Genomic DNA, 19,068 nt, shown 5'->3' with positions numbered 1-19,068 from the left:
GATCGTTAGGCTGTTACGGCATGCGTGCATGCGTCCGGACCGTGCCGTGGCATCGTTCAGGACGTGCGGGTCTGCCTCGCTTCATACGTCTTCAGATGACTATAGGCGATCCGCAGCAACGACAAGCCGTGCTCGCCCTTTTGCGCGTCGCCGCCGCGCGAAATCAGATCGCCGAGAATATGATCCGCCTCGGTATGCGAGTGGTTTTCCACATCCCGCAACATGGAAGCGGTGAGCGGCGAAGGCGTGAAGAGCGTTTGCGTGGCGCGTGCGTCGAAGTCCGGGCCCATGGTGAAGCCGTTGTGCTCGGCCACCGCGCGGCACTCGCCCAGCAGATTCTCGATCACGCGCTTGCCGTCCGGCGCCGCCAGAATATCGCCGACCGAACCGCGCATCAAGCAGGTGCCGGCCGCCAATGTGGCCAGGAACACCCACTTCTCCCACATGCGCAGCAAGATGTTGTCGCTGATCACAGCGTCGAAATTCGCGCCGCTCATGGCTTCGGCAATTGCCTGTACACGTTCCGACGCGCCGCCGGACTGTTCGCCGAAAGTGATTGCGTGCGTGTCGTTCAGATGCACGATATGCTGCTCGGCGTTGAGCGTGGCGGCGATCACGCATTGGCCGCCCAGCACGCGCGCCGCGCCGAACTTTTCGTTGAGCACCTCGATATGGCGCATGCCGTTGAGCATCGGCAGAATCAGCGTCGACTCGCCGACGAGCGGCGCGAAGGAATCGATTGCGTCGTCGAGACTGTAGGCTTTGCAGCTCAGCAGCACCAGATCGAACGGCTCGGCGCTGACGCCGGCGAGAATCGTTTGCGGATCGGGCAGCTTGAGATCGCCGCGCACGCTGCTGATGACGAGCCCGTCACGCTTGAGTTTTTCCGCCCGGCCGGGACGCACGAGGAAGGTCACGTCCTGGCCCGCCGCTGCGAGACGCCCGCCGAAATAGCCGCCTACGGCGCCCGCCCCTACTACTAGAATTCGCATCTTTGGCCTCTTGATAGATTTCGATCACGCGCTTGCGTCCACGAGCCGGGATTTCAGGGGGCGCGAATGCAGTGCGTGTGCAGAATGTAGCAAAGATTGAAGATCGGCACCGGCCAGGATTGTCGTGAACCGGCGTGTGTTGCATTGCACAGCGGCTTACCTCAGATCAAATCAGGCAATGCCGCCAGTGCGTCAGGTAAGCGCCTCGTTCACAGCGTGCCGCAAATGGTGCGTTCGTAAAGCGCCAGCATACCCGGCACATCCACCCCGATACACACCTTGCAGTCGGGCCGGCTATCCCAGGCCGGCGCGGGCACGGGCATGGTCGATGGCTTCTGGATGGTCTGGCCCACCGCGATGCCGTCCGTCAATACACGCACAGGGCCGCGGCGCGTCGTATAGAGATGCGGCGCCAGCACATAGGCCACCGCCGACGAATCGTGCACATAGATGCCCGTCAGCTGCGCGCTTTGCTCGTGAAACGCCTCGTAGTGCCGCGACACTTCCCATACGAACTGACCGGCCGCGCCGCCGCGCTCGCGCAGCGACGCCAGATACTCGCGGCTCATGATGGTGGGCTGCGTGACGTCCAGCCCGACGATCGCGACCGGCCACGCCGCGCCGAGCACGATGTCGGCGGCATCAGGGTCGGCCAGGATATTGGCTTCCGCCGCGGGCGTGACGTTGCCGAGCACGCCGTCCGTGCCGAACGCGCCGCCCATGATCACCACCTGTTTGACGAGCGGGGCGATCTGCGGATCGTCGGCGAGCGCGAGTGCGAGGTTCGTGAGCGGGCCCACGCCGAGCAGCGTCACTTCGCCGGGATGCGCGCGCACGGTGTCGATGATGAAGCGGTGCGCGGGACGCGCATCGAGCGGGGCCTCGTCCGTTGTATCCAGCGAGATATTGCCGAGCCCATTGTCGCCGTGAATCCATGCGAGCGGCTCGGGAGCGCTGCGCTTGAGCGGCGCTGCCGCGCCCTGCGCGACCGGCACGCCGGCGGCAAACCGTCCGGCGAGAAAGCGCGCGTTGCGCGTGGTCGTTTCGATCGTGGCGTTGCCGAATACGCTCGTCAGACCGAGCAGTTCGATATCCGGATGCAGCGCCTGAAATACGAGCGCCATGGCATCGTCCACGCCCGGGTCGGTGTCGTAGATGACCTTGTGCTTGCTCATAGATAGAACGCGTCCGGCAATTGTTCGCGCGCGGTGGTGTCGCGCGTGGCGCCATGCAGGTTGCCGAGGCGAATCGGCAGTTCAGGGCCGCCCAGTTCGATGATCACCTGGCGGCATGCGCCGCACGGCGCGATCGGGCCGTCCGTATCGCCGATCACCGCGAGCGCGGCGAACTGGTCACGCTGATAACCCGCCGCAATGGCGCTGAAAAACGCGGTACGTTCCGCGCAATTGCACAAACCGTACGAGGCGTTCTCGACGTTGCAGCCGTCGAACACCTGGCCGTCTTTGGTCAGCAACGCCGCGCCGACCTTGAATTTCGAATAAGGCGCATAGGCCTTTTCTCGCGCGAGCCCCGCGCGTTCCAACAGTTGTTCCATATTCATCCAGCAATCCTCGATTCAATTCAGCGTAATGAACATGCCCGCAATCGTGGCGCTCATCAGGTTCGAGAGCGTCGCGGCGAGCACGACACGCAGGCCGTAACGCGCGACTTCGGCACGGCGTCCCGGCGCGACGGCGCTAAAGCCGCCCGTCAGCACCGCGATCGACGAGAAGTTCGCGAAGCCGCACAACGCAAACGACAGGATAGCAATGGTACGCGGATCGAGCGCAGTTAGACCGGCCGCAGTCACGCTCGCGGCGTCTTTCAGATACGGCGACAGCGATGCATAGGCGACGAACTCGTTGAGAATGACTTTCTGGCCGAGAAAATTGCCGGCAATCGTGGCCTCGTTCCAGGGCACACCGATCAGATAGGCGAGCGGCGCGAATATCACGCCGAGCACCGATTGCATCGACAGTTGCGGATGACCGAACCAGCCGCCCACGCCGCCGACAATTCCGTTGAGCAACGCAATCAGCCCGACGAACGCGATCAGCATCGCGCCGACCATTACCGCGATTTTCAGGCCCACGGTCGCGCCGGAACTCGCGGCTTCGATGATATTGGCGGGACGCTTCTCGTCGAAGTTGAGGTTATCCAGATGCACACGGCTCGGTTCGGTGGAAGGGTGAATGATCTTCGCGAACAGCAAGCCGCCCGGCACCGCCATGAACGACGCCGCCAGCAGATACTCGATGCGTACACCGAGGCCCGCATAACCCGCCAGCACCGAACCGGCGACGGCCGCCATGCCGCTCGACATCACCGCGAACAATTCAGCGCCAGTCATGTCGGCCGTGAACGGTTTGACCACGGCGGGCATTTCACTCTGGCCGAGAAAAATCGTGGTGACCGCGGAAAACGATTCGATCTTCGACACGCCGAGCAGCTTCTGAAATACCGTGCCGAGCACGATCACGATCCAGCGCATCACGCCGAGGTAGTACAGAACGGAGATCAACGCCGTGACGAAGATGATGGCCGGCAGCACGCGCACGGCGAATACGAAACCGCCGTCGCCGAAGACCTGGAACATCTTCGCTTGTACGAGTCCGCCGAACAGGAACTCGATGCCCGCGTTGCCGTAGCCGAGCACGTGATTGACAGCGGACGCCGCGCCCGAAAGGATCGACTTGCCGAAGGGCACAAACAGAATGAATGCGCCGATTCCGACTTGCACAAGCAATGCGCTGATTACAGTCCGTAAGCGGATAGCGCGCCGATTGGTGGAAAAGATAAAAGCGATGAGCAGCAGTACCGCAATGCCGAGGATGTTTCTAACGATCAGTGCCATGTCTCGTGGTGTTCTTGTGAAAGTGGCAGTGATGCTAAACGAAACCGATGCCGGAATAAAACCTTTAAATATGGGCCGGCCCTCTAGTGCCCACGAATGCGCCACGGTTGATGCGCCGCGCATTTCAGGAATCGCGGCGAGGTGCATCGACATGTATTTCGCACGCCGACGCACGCTGCCGCTATCGGTTCAAACTCACAGCATTTCCAATGCCAACGCGATGCCTTGACCGCCGCCAATGCACAACGTCACGATGCCGCGTTTGAGTCCATCGCGCTGCATCGAATGAAGCAGGCGCGTGGTCAGCACGGCGCCCGTCGCGCCGATCGGATGACCGTGCGCAATCGCGCCGCCTTGCACGTTGATCAACTCGTCCGCAATGCCGAGTTTGCGCGCGACCGCGATCGGCACGGCGGCAAACGCTTCGTTGATTTCGAAGCGCTCGACATCGTGCAGTTGCCAACCGGCTCGCGCCAATGCCATCTGCACCGCCGGAACGGGACCGAGGCCGAACATGCCGGGCTCGACCGCGGCGACGCCATAAGACACGAGACGTGCGAGCGGCGCGATGCCGCGTGCTTCCGCGAAACCCCGCTCGGCCACTAGCATCGCGGCTGCGCCACTGTTCAATCCGGGCGCGTTGCCCGCGGTGATCGTGCCGTCGGGGCGAAATGCCGGACGCAGTTTGGCGAGCGTCTCCACCGTGGTGTTGGGACGCGGCTGTTCATCGCGCGTGAAATGCTGCGGGCCTTTGCGCCCGGCTATTTCCACGGCAACCAGTTCGGCGTCGAAATCGCCGCGCGCCTGGGCTTCGCTGAAGCGCTGTTGCGAACGCGCGGCCCAACGGTCCTGAGTTTCGCGCGTGATATCGAATTGCGCGACGAGGTCTTCCGTATGCCAGCCGGAATGCTCGCCGGAAAACGCGTCGTTCAGGCCGTCGCGCAGCAGGCTGTCGTGGATTTGCGCGTTGCCCATGCGGTAGCCCCAGCGGCCGCCGTCGAGCAGATATGGCGCGCGGTCCATGTTTTCCATACCGCCGGCCACGGCGGCATCACCGAGCCTCAGCAGAATTTCCTGGGCCGCCGATGCGATCGCCTGCGCGCCCGAGCCGCACACACGATTGACCGTCAATGCCGGCACGGCCACCGGCACGCCGCCGCCGATCGACGCCTGGCGCGCCGGATTCATCTTGTTGCCGGCCTGAATCACATTGCCCATCACGACCGATGCCAACGCGGCCGCGTCGAGCCCGCTGCGGCGCAACGTCTCGCGCACGGCGACCGCGCCGATCTCGGTTGCGGGCACGTCCTTCAACGATCCGCCGAATGCGCCGATCGGCGTTCTCACCGGATTGCAGATCACTACTTCACGCTGATTCGCCATCATTTCTCTCCAGTTGGTTCAACACCTCATTGGCCACGCCCGTGCAATCAGTCGATCGCTAGTTCAAGTGTTCAGTTGTTCGACGACACCGCCGTGACCGCGTCAGGCACATCCCAGCCGCCGCCAAGCGACCCGTACAACGCGACCGCCGAGAGCGCATGCTCGCGCTTGGCCTGGTTCAAGGACTCCGCGTCACGCAGATACGCCTCCTGCGCGGTGAGCACATCGAGAAAATCCGCCGCGCCGCCCTTGTACAGTTCGCTCGACAAATGCAGCGCCTGGTTCGACGCATCGAGCGCGCCGCCAAGACGTTGCACCTGCACCGCGCCGCTCACCAGATCGCTGCGGTTGTCCTCGATTTCCTTCAGCGCTTGCAGCATGGTTTGCTGCAACCCGAGTTGCGATTCGCGCATGCGGCTTTCGCTCGCGTCGATATTCGCGGTGATGCGGCCCGCGTTGAAGATCGGGCTCGTCGCGTTCAAGGCGGCGCTGAAGAGGTTGTCGGTCAGCGTCGGCAAGCCGAGGTACGACGAGGCCAGCAAACCGTCGGCGAGATTGAGCCGGAATTGCGGATAGCGCTGCGCTTTCGACACGCCTACTTCCGCCGCGCGCTGTTCGACCGTCGCGTAGGCGGTGCGCACGTCGGGACGCTGCAGAAGCGCTTCCGAGGGCAGCATTTGCGGCACGCTTTGCGCGGGCACTGGAATATCGCGTGCGTTGGCGAGCAACAAACTGTCGACGCTCTCCGGCGTGCGCCCCGAATACACCGCGATCAGACTCAATTGATGCTGCACTGCCGATTGCACGCGCGGAATCTGCGCCTGCAAATCCTGGAGCTGGTTCTGCGCTCGGGCCACGTCGAGTTGCGTCGACAGCCCATAGTGCAGACGCTGCTGCGTGAGCTTCAGCGCGCGCGCGCGGATCTGCTCGTTGTCGCTCAGAATCTGCAACTGCGATTGCGCCCAGCGCAGATCGATATACGCTGCCGCGGTATTCGCCGCGAGCGCGAGGCGCACCTCGTTCAATGCCGACTGGCGTCCCGACACCTGCGCCTGCGCCGCCAGCACGGCAAGACGTTCGCCGCCGAATACATCGGGCGTCCAGCTCGCCGTCAAGCCGACGCCGGCCTGGCGCACATAACCGAGCGGCGGCGGCGTGTTCTGACGCGAGTCGGACGCGGTCGCGCTCGCGTTCAACTCAGGCAGCAGAGCCGCGCGATTCTGCTTCGCCAGATCCTGCGCCTGCCTGACGCGCTCCACCGCTGCCTGCACATCGAGATTGCCGGTCAACACGGATTCGACCAGTTGATGCATGACTGGGTCGCCGAATTGGTCCCACCACGCTTTGGCGCTCACGCTGTCTTGCGGCGCGTCGACATTCCACGCGGCAGGCGCGACGGTTTTCACGGTTTGCGGCAAATCGGCGTGCGTTTCCGGTTGCACCGCGCACGCCGCGAGCGTCAGCAAGGCGGCGCTCGCCAGTACTTTGACAAGGATCGGTTTCATGTTGAATTCCTCAATGGGCGTCGGGCGGCGGTGCGGTGTTGCCGAACGGGCGCGAGAACAGCACGCTCAGCAGGCCGACCAGGAAACACAGGGACAAGGCGAAGAAGGTGTCGGAGAACGTGAGCACGAGAGCCTCACGCATCAGCAACGCATGCAGTTCACCGAGTCCGGCGTTGGCCGCGTTCAACGCGTTGCCGCCCACCGCCGCGAAGTGCGCGCTTTGCTGCTGCAAGATCGACTCGACCACCGGACGGCCTACGTTCAGATGTTCATCGAGCCGCTCGTAGTGCAGGTTCAGGCGGTCGTTGAGCATCGTGCTGCTCACCGCAATGCCGATCGCGCCGCCGAGGTTACGCATCAGATTGAACAGGCCGCTGGCGGAACGAAGCCTCGACATCGGCAACGAACCCAGCGCCATCGTCACGATGGGCGGAATGCAGAACTGCTGGCCGATGCCGCGCAACGCTTGCGGAATCAGTAACTCCTGCCAGCCCCATTGATTGGTTAGCGGCACATACAGATAACAGCCGACGCCGAACAGCACGAGGCCGAACACCAGCAGGATCCGCATGTCGATAAAGCGCGCGACCACCGAATACACCGCCATCGCGACCAACTGAAAACAGCCGACCGACAGCAACGCCACGCCGATCTGCAGCGAATCGAAGCCACGCACACGAGACAGGAACACCGGCGTCAGAAACACCGCGCAGAAAATCCCGATCCCGGTGATAAACGACAGCAGACTGCCGATGCCGAAGTTGCGGATCGCCAAGGCGCGCAAATCCACGATCGGTTCTTTCGCCGTGAACGCATGCACGAGGAACAGAAACCCGCAGATCGCGGTGATCCACGCGCACGTCAGAATCACGTGATCGCCGAACCAGTTCTTGCGCGGCCCTTCCTCCAGCACGTATTCGAGGCAACCTAGAAAACCGGACATGAGAAGGATGCCCAGGTAATCGCCTTTCTTCAGCAGCGACAGATCGACGTTGTCGAAGTGCACGTACTTCGGCACCAACAGCGTGACGGCGACACCCGGCACCAGGTTCAGATAGAACAGCCAGTGCCACGACCATTGCGACGTGATCCAGCCGCCGATCACCGGCCCAATGGTCGGCGCGAGCGTGGCGAGCGCGCTGATGGTGGTGGAGGCGATCAGGCGCTGCTTGCCGGGGAACAGCACGAACGCCGTGGTGAACACCGTCGGGATCATCGCGGCGCCGAGCGCGCCCTGCAAACCGCGGAACAGGATCATCGAGTTGATGTCCCATGCGAGACCGCACAGCATGCTGGTGACCGTGAAGCCGAGCGCGGAAAACGCGAACACCCAGCGCGTGGAGAACACTCGGGTGAGCCAGCCGGACATCGGGATCACCAGAATTTCAGCGATCAGATACGAGGTCTGCACCCACGAGAGTTCGTCCTGGCTCGCGGACAAGCCACCGCCGATGTCCTTGAGCGACGACGCCACGATCTGGATATCGAGCGTCGCCATGAAAAACCCGACGCACATCAACGTGAACGCCAGGACCTTGATTCGCGTCGGCAGGTCGGCGGGGTTGGCGAGAACTTGAGTCATGATCGGCTTATCCGCGCGCCGGCGTGTTGCCGCTATCGAGATGCACTTTCACCGTGGCCGACAGGCCAGGGCGCAGCACGCCTTGCATGGACTTCGGCACATCCAGCCGCACACGCACCGGCACGCGCTGCACGATCTTCGTGAAGTTGCCTGTGGCGTTCTCGGCGGGCAGCACGCTGAATGTCGCGCCTGTGGCCGGCGCCAGACTTTCCACCACGCCGTGAATGGGCGTGCTCGATGCGTCGAGATCCACATCGACACTGTCGCCGACGCGCATCTTCTTCAACTGGTCTTCCTTGAAGTTGGCGTCGATCCACAATCCGCTCGACGGCACCACGGTCAGCAGCGATACGCCAGTGTTCGCCAGCAGTCCGACACGCGCCGTGCGATTGCCGACATAGCCGTCGATCGGCGAGCGAATCGTCGTGTACTCCACGTTCAGCGCCGCGACGCGCTGGGCGGCCTGCGCCGTCGCGATGCGCGCCTCGGCGTCGCCGATCTGCGCGTCGAGCACGGCGATCTGGCGTTGCGCCGCGATCAGCGCCGCGCTGCTGCGATCGACCGCCGCGTGCGCTTTGGTCAGATCGGCATCCGCGCGTTCGACCACCTGATTCGATACCGCGTCGTCCTTCACCAGTTCGCGGTAGCGCGTCTGGTCCGCGGCGCTGCGCGTCAATTCGGCGCCGGACGCGCGGACCTCGGCGGCCTGCTCGTTGATGGTGGCGAGCTGCAAGGACTTCTTCGCCTGCAGTTCGGTCACCGAGGCTTGCGCGCTCTGCACTTCCGCCGTGGCCTGCGCGAGCCGCGCGTCGTAGTCGCGCGCATCCAGTCGGATCAGCACGTCGTTCGCGTGGACGAACTGGTTGTCGTGCACCAGCACGTCCGTGACGAAGCCGTTCACCTTCGGCGCCATCACGGTGACATCGCCGCCCACGTAGGCATCGTCAGTCGTTTCGACGAAGCGGCCGACGAAGAACCAGTACGACGCCGCAAGCGCCAGCACGGCAAGGACCGTGATGACCGCGAGCAGCATCCACGGAATGCGACGTGCCGGTTTGGCGGTCTGCGCCGCGCTCGGCGGGGCGATAGTCGATGGAGTAGTGGACATGATGTCGATATGTGCGTATGCACTCTTTGCGTTGAAAAAAAAGCGCGTGGACCGCGCCGGCCGTGCGTCGCCGTAGCCGCGACTTCAGATTGAATCCCGTGTGATGGCGAACAATTCGCCTCGCAAAGCCGCCGCGCGCCGTTCGCCGAAACGATGCTCGAATTCGGCTTGCGCGGCATGCCAATGTTCACCGCCTGCCTTGAGACGCTCTTCGCCTGCCAGCGTGAGCGTGATCGTCAGCGCGCGCGCGTCGGCGCCGAGCGCCTCGCTCGACACCAAGCCATTGCGGCGCAGCGGCTGGATCGTGCGGACCAGCGTGGTGCGTTCCATGCGCATGGCCTCAGCCAGTTGCTTCATCGTCATGGGGCCGGTGCGTCTCAGGCGTCCCAGCAGCGAAAACTGCGTGATGGTCAGCCCAACATTCGCCAGGTGCCGGTCGTATATCTGCGAGACATAACGCGCGGCCTGGCGGATGGCAAAGCAGTCGTCGTCGAAGAATCCTTCCATTGCTGCACTTCCTCGTTTGTGAGTGCGTATGCACATAAGCAGGCGGACCAGTGCTCGCCGTAACGAGCGGGTACGCCTCAACTAGCCGGTGATGCTGAAGAGTTCGGCGCGCAGCGTTTTGGCGCGCGCATGGCCGAACTTCTTTTCGAACTCGTCCTGCGCGGCGCGCCAGGCGATGGCGGCCTGATCGAACGTGGCTTCGCCCTTCTCCGTCAGGCTGAACAGGAATGTGCGGCCGTCATGCTCCGCCGCTTCGGCCACCACGAGCCCGTCGCGCTGCAAAGGTTTCATCGCGCGGACCAGCGTGGTGCGTTCCATCACCATCGCGTCCGCCAGATCCACCATGGGCAGATTCGGCATGCGCGCGAGCTTGGCGAGAATCGTGAACTGCGCGGCCGTCAGGCCTACCTCGCCGAGGTGGCGTTCGTAGATTTGCGTGACGTGCCGGGCCGCCTGGCGCAGCGCGAAGCAGTTGCATTCGTCGTAAGAGATGGGACGGTTCATGAGGTGCAGTCTATATGTGCATACGCACAGCGTCAAGTTTAGCTGGTTTGAACACAGTGTTGCTGGATATGGTCAACGGCCTCATCGATGCTGCTTCCCGATATATGGGTTGTCCGCGCGAAGTGTATTTCTAGCACGTATGCCATATCGACGGGGCCTAATCAATATCGCTTCAATGCACCAGCACATTGTTGATCTGGACCACGTCGTCAATGCTCAGGGCGGCTGTGTCGCCCTTGAGTTGCATCAACGCGACGATGGCGTCATAACGGGCCGCCAGCAAATCGCGTTGCGAAGAATAGAGCGCGTCGATCGCTCTGAGCACATCGCTAGCCGTGCGGCTACCCACGCGAAAACCAACTCGACTGGCCGCCAGCACTTCTTGCGAAGACGCCACCAGATGGGCAAGCAAGTCGATTCGCGTGCGCCCGTACTGATAGCGGCTGTAATCATCGCGGGCGGCGGCTTCGGCGTTTCGCGTCGCGCCTGTGAAGCCTTCTTGCGCCTTGTCTTCCAGAGCCGATGACGCCGTCACCTTTGCCTGTGTCTCACCGCCGGAAAAAATCGGTATCGAGACCGCCAGCATGCCCGTTGTCGTGGTTGTGGGTCGCGAGTAACCGGAGGCCGCGCCGGCCGGCGTATAGCTTCCGGTTAGGTAAACCGAGGGCAAGTGCGCCGACTGCGCCTTGCTCACTTCCGTCCGGGCGATCTCCCAGTCCAGCTGTTTCAGTTGTACGTCGAACGCGTGATTCTTCGCCTGCGCGGCCCATTCATCGATGTCCTCAGGTTGCAGGCGCGGCATGGGCAACGACTCTGGCAATCGCGCGAGCGTCTCGAACTGCACGCCTGTGGCCTGCTCGAACGCGCGGCGCTTGGCAAGCAACGTGTTTTCAGCATCCATCCGCTCGATCGCGACCTTCTCACGCGCGGTCTGGGCGTCGCGCAAATCGATCAGCGTTGCTTCACCCGCCGCTTTGCCCCGATTGATCAACTGCAGGTGCTGATCGACCGCGGCCGCGTATTCGCTCACGCGCCTCAGTTCATCCTCGGCGACAAGCGCTTCGAAATAGATACGCACGGCGCGCAGAATCGCCGCCTGTTGCGCGGCATTCAGTTCGACAGCGCCGCGCGCTTCGACAAAATCCGCCTGCTTGTAGTTGCTCCATTTCGACCAGTCGAACAACGGCTGCGCGATATTGACGGTCCAGCCCGATTGCCAGTAAGTCGTGGTCGGAAAACCATCTGTCGCGAGGCGATTGTAGGTGCGCCCCCAGCCGGCGGAAATCTGCGGCAATAATCCTGCACGCGCCATGGGAACGGCCTGCTGCGCGGCCGCGTAGCCCGCACGTGCCTGCGCAAGGCTGGAGTCGCGGCCGAGCGTCTGCTGCGTGACGGTGAGGAGGTCGGCCGCAAATGCGGGACTCGCCATGGCGCAAAACAGGTGCACCGCAACGCGCGCGATGCGAAACTTAAACATGGATCGGCTCCGGCAGAGGATGTAAGTGCTCGGGCACCAGCGCACCGTCTACAAGGCGATATCGAACGTCGAACGCGGCTGCGAATGACCTGTCGTGGGTGATCACGACGACCGTGCAGTTCAGCCGGCGCAGCAAGGCAGCCACGTGTTGCACTGAAGCCGGATCCAGATTGGACGTAGGCTCGTCGAGCAGCAGCAGACTTCGGCCCTGATAGAGCGCACGCGCCAACAGCAGGCGTTGCCGTTGGCCAGCGGAGATGTTCGCAATCGTGTCGCTAATCACGGTTCGGGTGCGCATCGGCAGACGCATGACGTCCTGCATCAATCCAACGTCTTCGAGTAGCGCATGGACACGGTCTTCGTCGATACTGGCTGCAAATAGCGTGATGTTTTCGGCAATCGAGCCGTGCAGAATCAGGTCGCCCTGACGCATATGGGCCGCATGCCGCCGGATCTCGTCGATAGTCAGATTGGGCCATGCAATGCCGTTGAGCATGATCTGACCTTCCTGAAGCGGCTCGGCAGCCGACAGCAGTTTGAATAGCGTCGATTTCCCCGCACCTGACGGCCCCGTAATGGCGATCTTGTCGCCGTGCCGGATATCGATGCTCACGTCTCGCAGAACCGGCTGGTCGGACACGCCGTAGCGAAACGTGACGTTGCGCACCTCGATACGCTCGAACATCCGTATCTCCGTCACGCGGTTACGCTCGGCAAGCGGCGTATACCGCTCTTCCTCGCACTCGACGATGTCCGCCACGCGCGCGGTCGGCACGCTCAGCATGAAGTACGCGAACGCGCCATTGACGGCATGGGCAAAGCGCTCGGACATCAACGACTTGTAGATCAGAAACGAATAGAACACACCCACGGAAACGCTGCCGACCAGCATCAGCCGCGCGGCGAACCAGGTGATCGCAATCGTGTCCGCGTACTGAACCAGTTTGAGGATCGCGTCGCGCGCGCTGTTCAACCGGTTACTCGCCAGCAGCGCGCCCACATATTCCTTGTACTTGATCATGTAGAGCGCCGTGCGGCGCGTCTCGCCCTGCGCGAGCTTGATCAGGCTCGCCGCCCGGATCGTTTCGATCAATGCGTCGTCACAGCGCGCCGACGTTTCCAGCACAAGCGCGTGGTTGTCCCGCATGCGCGCGAACATGCCGAGCGCGACGGCAAGATAGAGGATGAACATGGCCACGGCGACGGCCGTCAGCATCCGGCTTTGCACCAGCATCAGACCCAGCGCCAGAGATCCCACCGCGATGTCGATGCACATCGACGTGACGGTTCGCGTTGCATAGACGCTGATCTCGTCCTGCGCCTTGACGCGTGCGAAAACGTCGCCGACATGGCGCTTTTCGAACCACGACATCGGATTACGCAGGAGATGGCCGAGCAATCCCTCGGTCATGTTGATCTGCGTAAGCTGATGCAGCAGTTCGACAAGGCGCGACTCCACATACTGGCTCAGCGCCCCGACCGCGAAAATGCCGGCAAATGTCAGCACTAGCACGCTCAGCAAATTCAGGTTGTCCGCGGAGACCACGTAGTCGAGCACGAGGTTGCCGAGATAAGGCATGGCCAGAATCGCGAACTGGCTTCCCAGTGCGACGAACATGACTTTCGCCAGTTGTCTGCGCAGTGCGGGATTCAATGCTCGCACGCGTGCCAGCGCGCCGGGCACCGGCGATTTCGCGCGAATACGCGGCATGGAAGGGGTTGCCGAACATTCCAGCAGATAACCGGAGACGCTCGCCATAAACGTATTCATCGAGACCCGCCGCCGCCCGCTGGCCGGATCGAGGACTTGAACGTAGCCGTGCCCGCACTTCTCGAACACCACGAAATGCGCGCCGCCGAAGTGAAGAATCGAGCCTCGCTTGACCGAATGAAGATCCGCCATGTCGAACCGGTAGGCCTGTACGGCCAGGCCGAAGTCGGTCGCCACGTCGTAGAGATCCATCAAAGTCAGACCATTCGCCGATATTGGCCTGTACGCGGACAATTCGCGCACTTCAGTCGCGCGGCCGAGATATGAAAGCACCATTGCCAGGCAGGCATAGCCGCATTCCGCGACTTCGTTCTGATAGATTGTTCGCACCGGGTCTCCTGTTAGCCTCTGATCATGCGGAAAAGCGGCGCCAGCACCCATTCGGCGATCGTCCTGCGCTCGACGACGATGCTCGCCGTTGCCCGCATCCCCGGCAAGATGTCGAAATGTTGCTTGCCGTAGTCGAACGTCTTGCCCCGCAGCGTTGCCCACGCCAGATAGTCGCCGTCTCCACTGCCTTGCGCGGCCAGCGAGGCGGGTGCACCAGGAGGCACTGCTGACGCTTGCATCGTCGTGTCGGAAATAGCGTCGATGCGGGCTTCGTAGCTGCCGAATTTTGCGTACGGAAACGCATCGAATTTAAGCCGCACGGTTTGGCCTTTTTCGACGAACCCGCGACGCCGCGACGGAATGCGCAGCGCCGCTCGCAACGCGCCCTTCTCGTCCGTCGCAATGACGAGCGCGACGTCGGATGCGTCCAGCGTGTGCCCCGGCACGAGCTTCGAAAACGTAACGACTCCCGCCCGCGGGGCCGAGATCGTTGCGTCGAGGCGCGACTGCTCGAAGCGCATCTGGATTTCCTGAATGCTTTGTTCGTGCCGGGCGTCGTTCTCTTTCAGTTGCGCATCGAGGTCGATCAGCGTGCCGCTTAACGTCGATATCTCGCCGCGCAACTGCTCGCGGCGCGCCCTGCCCTGAGCAATGGAGACCTTGACCTGATGCTCGTCCGCGCTGGCCTGCTCGATACGATCGGCTGTCACGTAATCCGACACCGACTTGAGGCGCGCGAGCTTCTGCTGCGATTCGTCCGCAAGCTGGCGGTTCTGGGTGATCTGTTCATCCAGCGCGCTGAGTTCCGCTCTCCGGCTCACGCCGGTCAGCGATGAAGCATCTCGCTGCGCGGTGAGTTGCGCCTTGCGTTGCGTGTACTGCTCGTCTGCGACACGAATCTGCTCGTCGCGCATTTGCGAGTCGAACACATTGCGCTGGCGGCCGTCGATCGATAACGATAGATCGCGCTGCAGTGTGAACAAGGGCGCACCCGACGCCACACGTTCCGAGGGGTGCACGTACACCGACGTCACGAGTCCGCTCAAACCCCGCACCTTCACTTCAGACGGCGAGACGATTTCGCACTGCACATCCTGCTTGAGCTCGACTTCGTGCAGGAAGCCGAAGCCAATTGCGACCATCACGATTGCCGACGCGACATAGGCGATCCATCGCCAGGAAATGTCCTTGAACTGCGGGATACTGGTTGGTTCCATTACTGTCCTGCCGCCTCTCTTCCGGAGACGAGATGTGTCTTTCTAACGCCGGTTGCGTGGGTTATCTGGCGGGCGCAAACGCGTACATTGAAGGATGTCCGGCGGCCAGCGAGCGCGCATAGTTGTCTCTCAGCGCTTTCTCGATGCAGTCGGCGACACGTTGAGGTGCGTCGCTTTGCGCGAGCTCGATCGGCTCCAGCACGACGGCACTGAAACGCCCGCGCTCGAAGCGCAGATAGAACGGCAGCAGCAGCGCGTCGAGCGGCGCGCCCATGCGGAATACGCCGTTATGAATACGCGCCGAGCGGCCGAAGATGGACACCCCGACCGTCTCCATCGGATAGCCGCTCAACGTGAACGGCGGCGCATCGGAAAACAGCACGACGACACCGTTGCGTCTGAGCGAGCGCGCCGCGCGCAAACCCAATCCGCCGCGGTTCGTTTCGCTATAGGTGTGGAGGATGTCGATGTGCGGAATCATCGCCTCATCGCTTCCGTAGATGTCTTGCGGCACGCCGGATACGACACCGATGGATGCGAGACCGAGTTGCTTGCGCAGTTCGTCGATCAGATAAATATTTGCGTATTGCGAAAGGTAGTGAAACGGCGAAACGATGACCGCCCGCTCCGGCGTCGCTGTTTTCACTTTCCTGATGATCTGCGCGAGGACGCCGGCCGCGCGTTGCAAATCCGGCCAGGTTTCGGCGCGATTGCGCTGGCGGCCGAAATGAAGCCGCTGATCGATCAATTTCTCGAGTACCCTGCCCGACAGCACGCGATGGTCATCAATACGTTCGAGCTTTAACACGTCGCGCCCGACATCCCGCCGCTCGATGCCGCTCCAGCGGAGCCGAGCGTTGAAACGACTCCCCACATACCATGCGGAAATGGCAAGCGGCTCGATCGCACGCAGTGGAATGCGCGCGAGACAGGCGCCTTGCACCCAGGCGCGGCTCCGCCTTGCAGCGCGTCTGAAGGCAACGGGCAACGCGCGGAACGCTTTTAACAACTCCATGCTGGTTCCTTCTCACGGTGACATAGCCGTCCCGCAGGAACGCCATCATTCGTTATCCGAACGCGAAACCCAGTCGTGAACGACTGGGTTTCGCGAGAAGGCGGGCCGACGATCAGCTCGCCATTGCACCCTTACTGCACGCTGCTTAGCTACGCGTCGCAGCCTTTGCTACCGGCGCCGGAGCAGCCTTTGCCGGCGCGCAGCAGGACTTGCAGCAGCCACCGGCGATTTTCGATTGAGCCAGCGCGTTACGATCGATCTTTTGCATTTTCTTGCCTTTTTTAGTGAAGTAAAGTTAGTACAGCTATAACTACAGACTACGACCTACAAAACATGGCTTTGCCTCCAGTGAGGCTCGGCCAATTCTCGAATCTTTGGCTATGTTGGGCCACGCGGGTTCACTGACAGCCCGAGTCAGGACATCGCTCGTGAGCGTCCCATGCCATATCAGTGGTGCCCGTTCCCGCGCTCGACGTCCGACCACAAAACAACCGAGTTACGTGCATACACTTTCATCGGCATGATGTTCGTGAACAGCATCAGACGCTCGGCGCCTTCCGTCTGGTCCGCAGTAGCGACATTCGCAGCGACGCTGTCGCCCACCGACTCCTGCTTGATGACCCATGCATTCCATCGCGACGCGGTCTCCGGATCCGTCGGCTCGGCGCTGCCGTTGGCCAAATCGCGCCGGACGCCGATGTCAATCGGCTCCGTACCGGCCGGCCCCAGATGCGGCACGGGCACATAACCGGGACTGCTCGCGTTCGGGCCAACAGAGTTTGGCGTGCTGACACTTATGCTGTTCTTCGGCAAAACAATGTCAGCTGCGACTCCAGGTTCGTTGCCCAGCGCAATGCCCCGCCGGCGAACAAACACCGAACCGCGAATATTCGCCGACGCCTGCGAGTAGCCGGAACCGCCGCTCGCGCTCCCACCGAAAGTCGCGTAGGCGCTCTGGTACTGCGCGTTGCCACCACCTGTGGTCGACCGTTCCGAATGCGTTCCGTACATGCCGTAACGCAGTTCATCCGCGCTGCCGGCGGAGCCCGCGAGCATGGCCTGCTCGGACCAGCCGGCACGACTGTCATGCATCAGGCCCGCCGACAGCGACGAAGCGCGCTCCACCTTGCCGAGCGGCACCGAGACGCTTGCGAACACCTGATTGCTCATTGGCCCTGCCAACCCGTTTCGCTGACGGGAAACCGATACGGTGTAGTTCAGATTCGCTCCGGCCACACGTAATGCGCCGGTGTAGCCGATCTGAAACTGCGTATCGGAGCCCGAACGGTTCCAGGCATTCGATGTCGAGCCGACCACATAAAGCGAACCGTCACCGGCGCCGACGCGCTGGTTCAGGGTGATCTGCAACTGGTTGCGCCGGCGTCCGATGCCGTCTGCGCCAAAATCCGCTTGCACGGCGTCCCGCCCCAGCATCGCGTCGCGCAGCGTGAAGAAGCCACCGGACGAATAACCGTACGCCGCGACGGACACGTTCGTATCCGTCTGCTCGATGAACTTGCTATAGCCGATACGCAGACTTGTGCCACGCGTTCTTCGTGCATTCGACACATCGGCCTGAGCCTCCGAGACATCGGCCGACAGCGCGCCGATCGGCGTACGGAGCGCCGCGCCGATCAGTCCGGACAGATAGCCGTCCGCGACGATCGCCCCGCCATAGCCCGTCATCACGCTGTTGATACCGTGCTGAACCGCGCCTTGCAGCAAAGCACCGTGATGCCTGATCTGTGCATCACGCGTCACGCCACCGACAATGCTGAAGCGCGTCGAGCCTGGCCGCACTAGCCGTACGGCAGATATATACGGCACGGTGAAACTGTGCCGACTTCCGTCCGCCTCCGTTACGGTAACAAGCAGATTGCCGCCATACCCTGTTGCTGCAACGTCATCAATCTCAAACGGCCCAGGCGCGACTGTCGCTTCGTATAAACGGTTGCCGTTCTGCGTAACGGTGACCAGCGCATTCGACATCGCCACGCCGCGCACCACAGGCGCGTAACCGGGCAGCAACTCGGACACCGCGCTATCGACACTCTCCATCTTTACGCCACGCACGCCGACGCTGTCGAACACAGCGCCGTCCGTGAACTGGTCCCCGAGCACGAGCTGGCTCTTCAACGAGGGGATGTCATGCTGCAGGTAAGCCGCGACATTCTGGTATGACGTGCCGCGGCCCGTATTGGACTGCAACACACCCCGTTCGCGCACTCGCCAGTTGCCGATATTGACGCCGGCAGTAAAGCCAAGATAACTCTGTGTACCCGCTGCTCCTTCTCCGGACGTATGGAACGTATTGAACGCGTAGCCGAGCGACGCCGACGGACTCTCCGCGTACGGATTCACGACAGGTTCGCTTGTGGGCGCCGGCACTTCCGGCACTATTGGCGAAGCATCGACGCGATCGCCGTTGCGCTGGCCGCTGAATACGCTGCTAGCGCCGGCAAGCACCTGCGTGTGCCCGCACGCCGGCACGCAAGCGCCGAGCGCGCCGAACATCAGCGCATGGGTATGCCTGAACGCACGCCTATTCAGTCCCCGCGAGAATTCGGACTGTCTTTTCCCCGCCATTTCAACCGTCAGTGTTCGTTATGCGTGTAGCGATGTGCACGTGGCTCTGCGTGGCCGCGTTTCGAACGAAAGTATCGGCGCTGGCGCTCGCGCCAGCTAGACGATTTCACTGAGAGAAGGCCGGAACTTTCCCAATGGGCCGCAGGTTTTACGCGCGGCCTAAGCATTAGGCGGCCTTGCTGCATTGCCGAGTACAGTCGTGCGCCAGAGAGAGATTTGCGAATGCGAGAGAGAAGC

Annotated in this window: 15 protein-coding genes; all 15 read right to left on the bottom strand. The window is 62.4% G+C overall.

Annotated elements, in window-relative coordinates:
- Window positions 1-56 precede the first annotated feature (56 nt).
- Window positions 57-992 carry a 2-dehydropantoate 2-reductase gene (panE, locus tag PQR54_RS10485; RefSeq protein ID WP_408245311.1) on the bottom strand — a complete coding sequence of 312 codons (936 nt, stop codon included), beginning with the start codon at window positions 990-992 and terminating at the stop codon, window positions 57-59.
- A 209-nt stretch (window positions 993-1,201) separates the two neighbouring features.
- On the bottom strand, window positions 1,202-2,167 hold the full coding sequence (locus tag PQR54_RS10480; RefSeq protein ID WP_408245310.1) for a nucleoside hydrolase: 966 nt from the start codon (window positions 2,165-2,167) through the stop codon (window positions 1,202-1,204).
- Window positions 2,164-2,553, bottom strand: a complete 390-nt coding sequence (locus tag PQR54_RS10475; protein WP_408245309.1) for a cytidine deaminase — start codon at window positions 2,551-2,553, stop codon at window positions 2,164-2,166. Before PQR54_RS10475 ends, PQR54_RS10480 begins: the two co-directional genes overlap by 4 nt.
- A 15-nt stretch (window positions 2,554-2,568) precedes the next feature.
- Window positions 2,569-3,846, bottom strand: a complete 1,278-nt coding sequence (locus tag PQR54_RS10470) for a NupC/NupG family nucleoside CNT transporter (RefSeq protein WP_408245308.1) — start codon at window positions 3,844-3,846, stop codon at window positions 2,569-2,571.
- A 195-nt stretch (window positions 3,847-4,041) separates the two neighbouring features.
- Complete coding sequence (locus PQR54_RS10465) at window positions 4,042-5,229, bottom strand: thiolase family protein (protein ID WP_408246045.1); 1,188 nt, start codon at window positions 5,227-5,229, stop codon at window positions 4,042-4,044.
- Between the two features lie 71 nt (window positions 5,230-5,300).
- Window positions 5,301-6,734 (bottom strand): efflux transporter outer membrane subunit, encoded by a 1,434-nt coding sequence (locus PQR54_RS10460; RefSeq protein WP_408245307.1) that lies wholly within the window; start codon window positions 6,732-6,734, stop codon window positions 5,301-5,303.
- 10 nt (window positions 6,735-6,744) lie between these two features.
- Entirely contained in the window at window positions 6,745-8,316 is a 1,572-nt protein-coding gene (locus tag PQR54_RS10455; protein WP_408245306.1) for a DHA2 family efflux MFS transporter permease subunit, read from the bottom strand.
- Between the two features lie 7 nt (window positions 8,317-8,323).
- A complete protein-coding gene (locus PQR54_RS10450) occupies window positions 8,324-9,424 on the bottom strand; it encodes an HlyD family secretion protein (protein ID WP_408245305.1) in 1,101 nt (366 codons plus the stop codon).
- Between the two features lie 84 nt (window positions 9,425-9,508).
- Window positions 9,509-9,931 (bottom strand): MarR family winged helix-turn-helix transcriptional regulator, encoded by a 423-nt coding sequence (locus PQR54_RS10445; protein WP_408245304.1) that lies wholly within the window; start codon window positions 9,929-9,931, stop codon window positions 9,509-9,511.
- An 81-nt stretch (window positions 9,932-10,012) separates the two neighbouring features.
- On the bottom strand, window positions 10,013-10,435 hold the full coding sequence (locus tag PQR54_RS10440) for a MarR family winged helix-turn-helix transcriptional regulator (protein WP_408245303.1): 423 nt from the start codon (window positions 10,433-10,435) through the stop codon (window positions 10,013-10,015).
- Between the two features lie 172 nt (window positions 10,436-10,607).
- The gene (locus PQR54_RS10435) at window positions 10,608-11,912 is read right to left on the bottom strand and encodes a TolC family outer membrane protein (RefSeq protein WP_408245302.1); all 1,305 of its coding nucleotides are present in this window, start codon (window positions 11,910-11,912) and stop codon (window positions 10,608-10,610) included.
- Window positions 11,905-14,013, bottom strand: a complete 2,109-nt coding sequence (locus tag PQR54_RS10430) for a peptidase domain-containing ABC transporter (RefSeq protein WP_408245301.1) — start codon at window positions 14,011-14,013, stop codon at window positions 11,905-11,907. The genes PQR54_RS10435 and PQR54_RS10430 overlap by 8 nt, the downstream gene beginning before the upstream one ends.
- Window positions 14,014-14,024: 11 nt before the next feature.
- Complete coding sequence (locus tag PQR54_RS10425) at window positions 14,025-15,230, bottom strand: HlyD family secretion protein (protein WP_408245300.1); 1,206 nt, start codon at window positions 15,228-15,230, stop codon at window positions 14,025-14,027.
- Window positions 15,231-15,291: 61 nt separating this feature from the next.
- On the bottom strand, window positions 15,292-16,245 hold the full coding sequence (locus PQR54_RS10420) for a lysophospholipid acyltransferase family protein (RefSeq protein ID WP_408245299.1): 954 nt from the start codon (window positions 16,243-16,245) through the stop codon (window positions 15,292-15,294).
- A gap of 447 nt (window positions 16,246-16,692) precedes the next feature.
- A complete protein-coding gene (locus PQR54_RS10415) occupies window positions 16,693-18,831 on the bottom strand; it encodes a fimbria/pilus outer membrane usher protein (RefSeq protein WP_408245298.1) in 2,139 nt (712 codons plus the stop codon).
- Between the last annotated feature and the right edge of the window lie 237 nt (window positions 18,832-19,068).

The organism is Paraburkholderia phytofirmans, assembly GCF_046028095.1.
GTDB classification, from domain to species: Bacteria; Pseudomonadota; Gammaproteobacteria; order Burkholderiales; family Burkholderiaceae; genus Paraburkholderia; species Paraburkholderia phytofirmans_A.
Note: the sequence above shows the minus strand (reverse complement) of the source record. Positions and strands in the feature narration are given on the sequence as shown.

Bases quoted from the DNA above. Each gene is read 5' to 3' on its own strand.
- PQR54_RS10460 (WP_408245307.1), bottom strand. From the start codon at position 6,734: ATGAAACCGATCCTTGTCAAAGTACTGGCGAGCGCCGCCTTGCTGACG.
- PQR54_RS10470 (WP_408245308.1), bottom strand. From the start codon at position 3,846: ATGGCACTGATCGTTAGAAACATCCTCGGCATTGCGGTACTGCTGCTC.
- PQR54_RS10450 (WP_408245305.1), bottom strand. From the start codon at position 9,424: ATGTCCACTACTCCATCGACTATCGCCCCGCCGAGCGCGGCGCAGACC.
- panE (WP_408245311.1), bottom strand. From the start codon at position 992: ATGCGAATTCTAGTAGTAGGGGCGGGCGCCGTAGGCGGCTATTTCGGC.
- PQR54_RS10440 (WP_408245303.1), bottom strand. From the start codon at position 10,435: ATGAACCGTCCCATCTCTTACGACGAATGCAACTGCTTCGCGCTGCGC.
- PQR54_RS10435 (WP_408245302.1), bottom strand. From the start codon at position 11,912: ATGTTTAAGTTTCGCATCGCGCGCGTTGCGGTGCACCTGTTTTGCGCC.
- PQR54_RS10480 (WP_408245310.1), bottom strand. From the start codon at position 2,167: ATGAGCAAGCACAAGGTCATCTACGACACCGACCCGGGCGTGGACGAT.
- PQR54_RS10455 (WP_408245306.1), bottom strand. From the start codon at position 8,316: ATGACTCAAGTTCTCGCCAACCCCGCCGACCTGCCGACGCGAATCAAG.
- PQR54_RS10420 (WP_408245299.1), bottom strand. From the start codon at position 16,245: ATGGAGTTGTTAAAAGCGTTCCGCGCGTTGCCCGTTGCCTTCAGACGC.
- PQR54_RS10425 (WP_408245300.1), bottom strand. From the start codon at position 15,230: ATGGAACCAACCAGTATCCCGCAGTTCAAGGACATTTCCTGGCGATGG.
- PQR54_RS10465 (WP_408246045.1), bottom strand. From the start codon at position 5,229: ATGGCGAATCAGCGTGAAGTAGTGATCTGCAATCCGGTGAGAACGCCG.
- PQR54_RS10415 (WP_408245298.1), bottom strand. From the start codon at position 18,831: ATGGCGGGGAAAAGACAGTCCGAATTCTCGCGGGGACTGAATAGGCGT.
- PQR54_RS10445 (WP_408245304.1), bottom strand. From the start codon at position 9,931: ATGGAAGGATTCTTCGACGACGACTGCTTTGCCATCCGCCAGGCCGCG.
- PQR54_RS10475 (WP_408245309.1), bottom strand. From the start codon at position 2,553: ATGAATATGGAACAACTGTTGGAACGCGCGGGGCTCGCGCGAGAAAAG.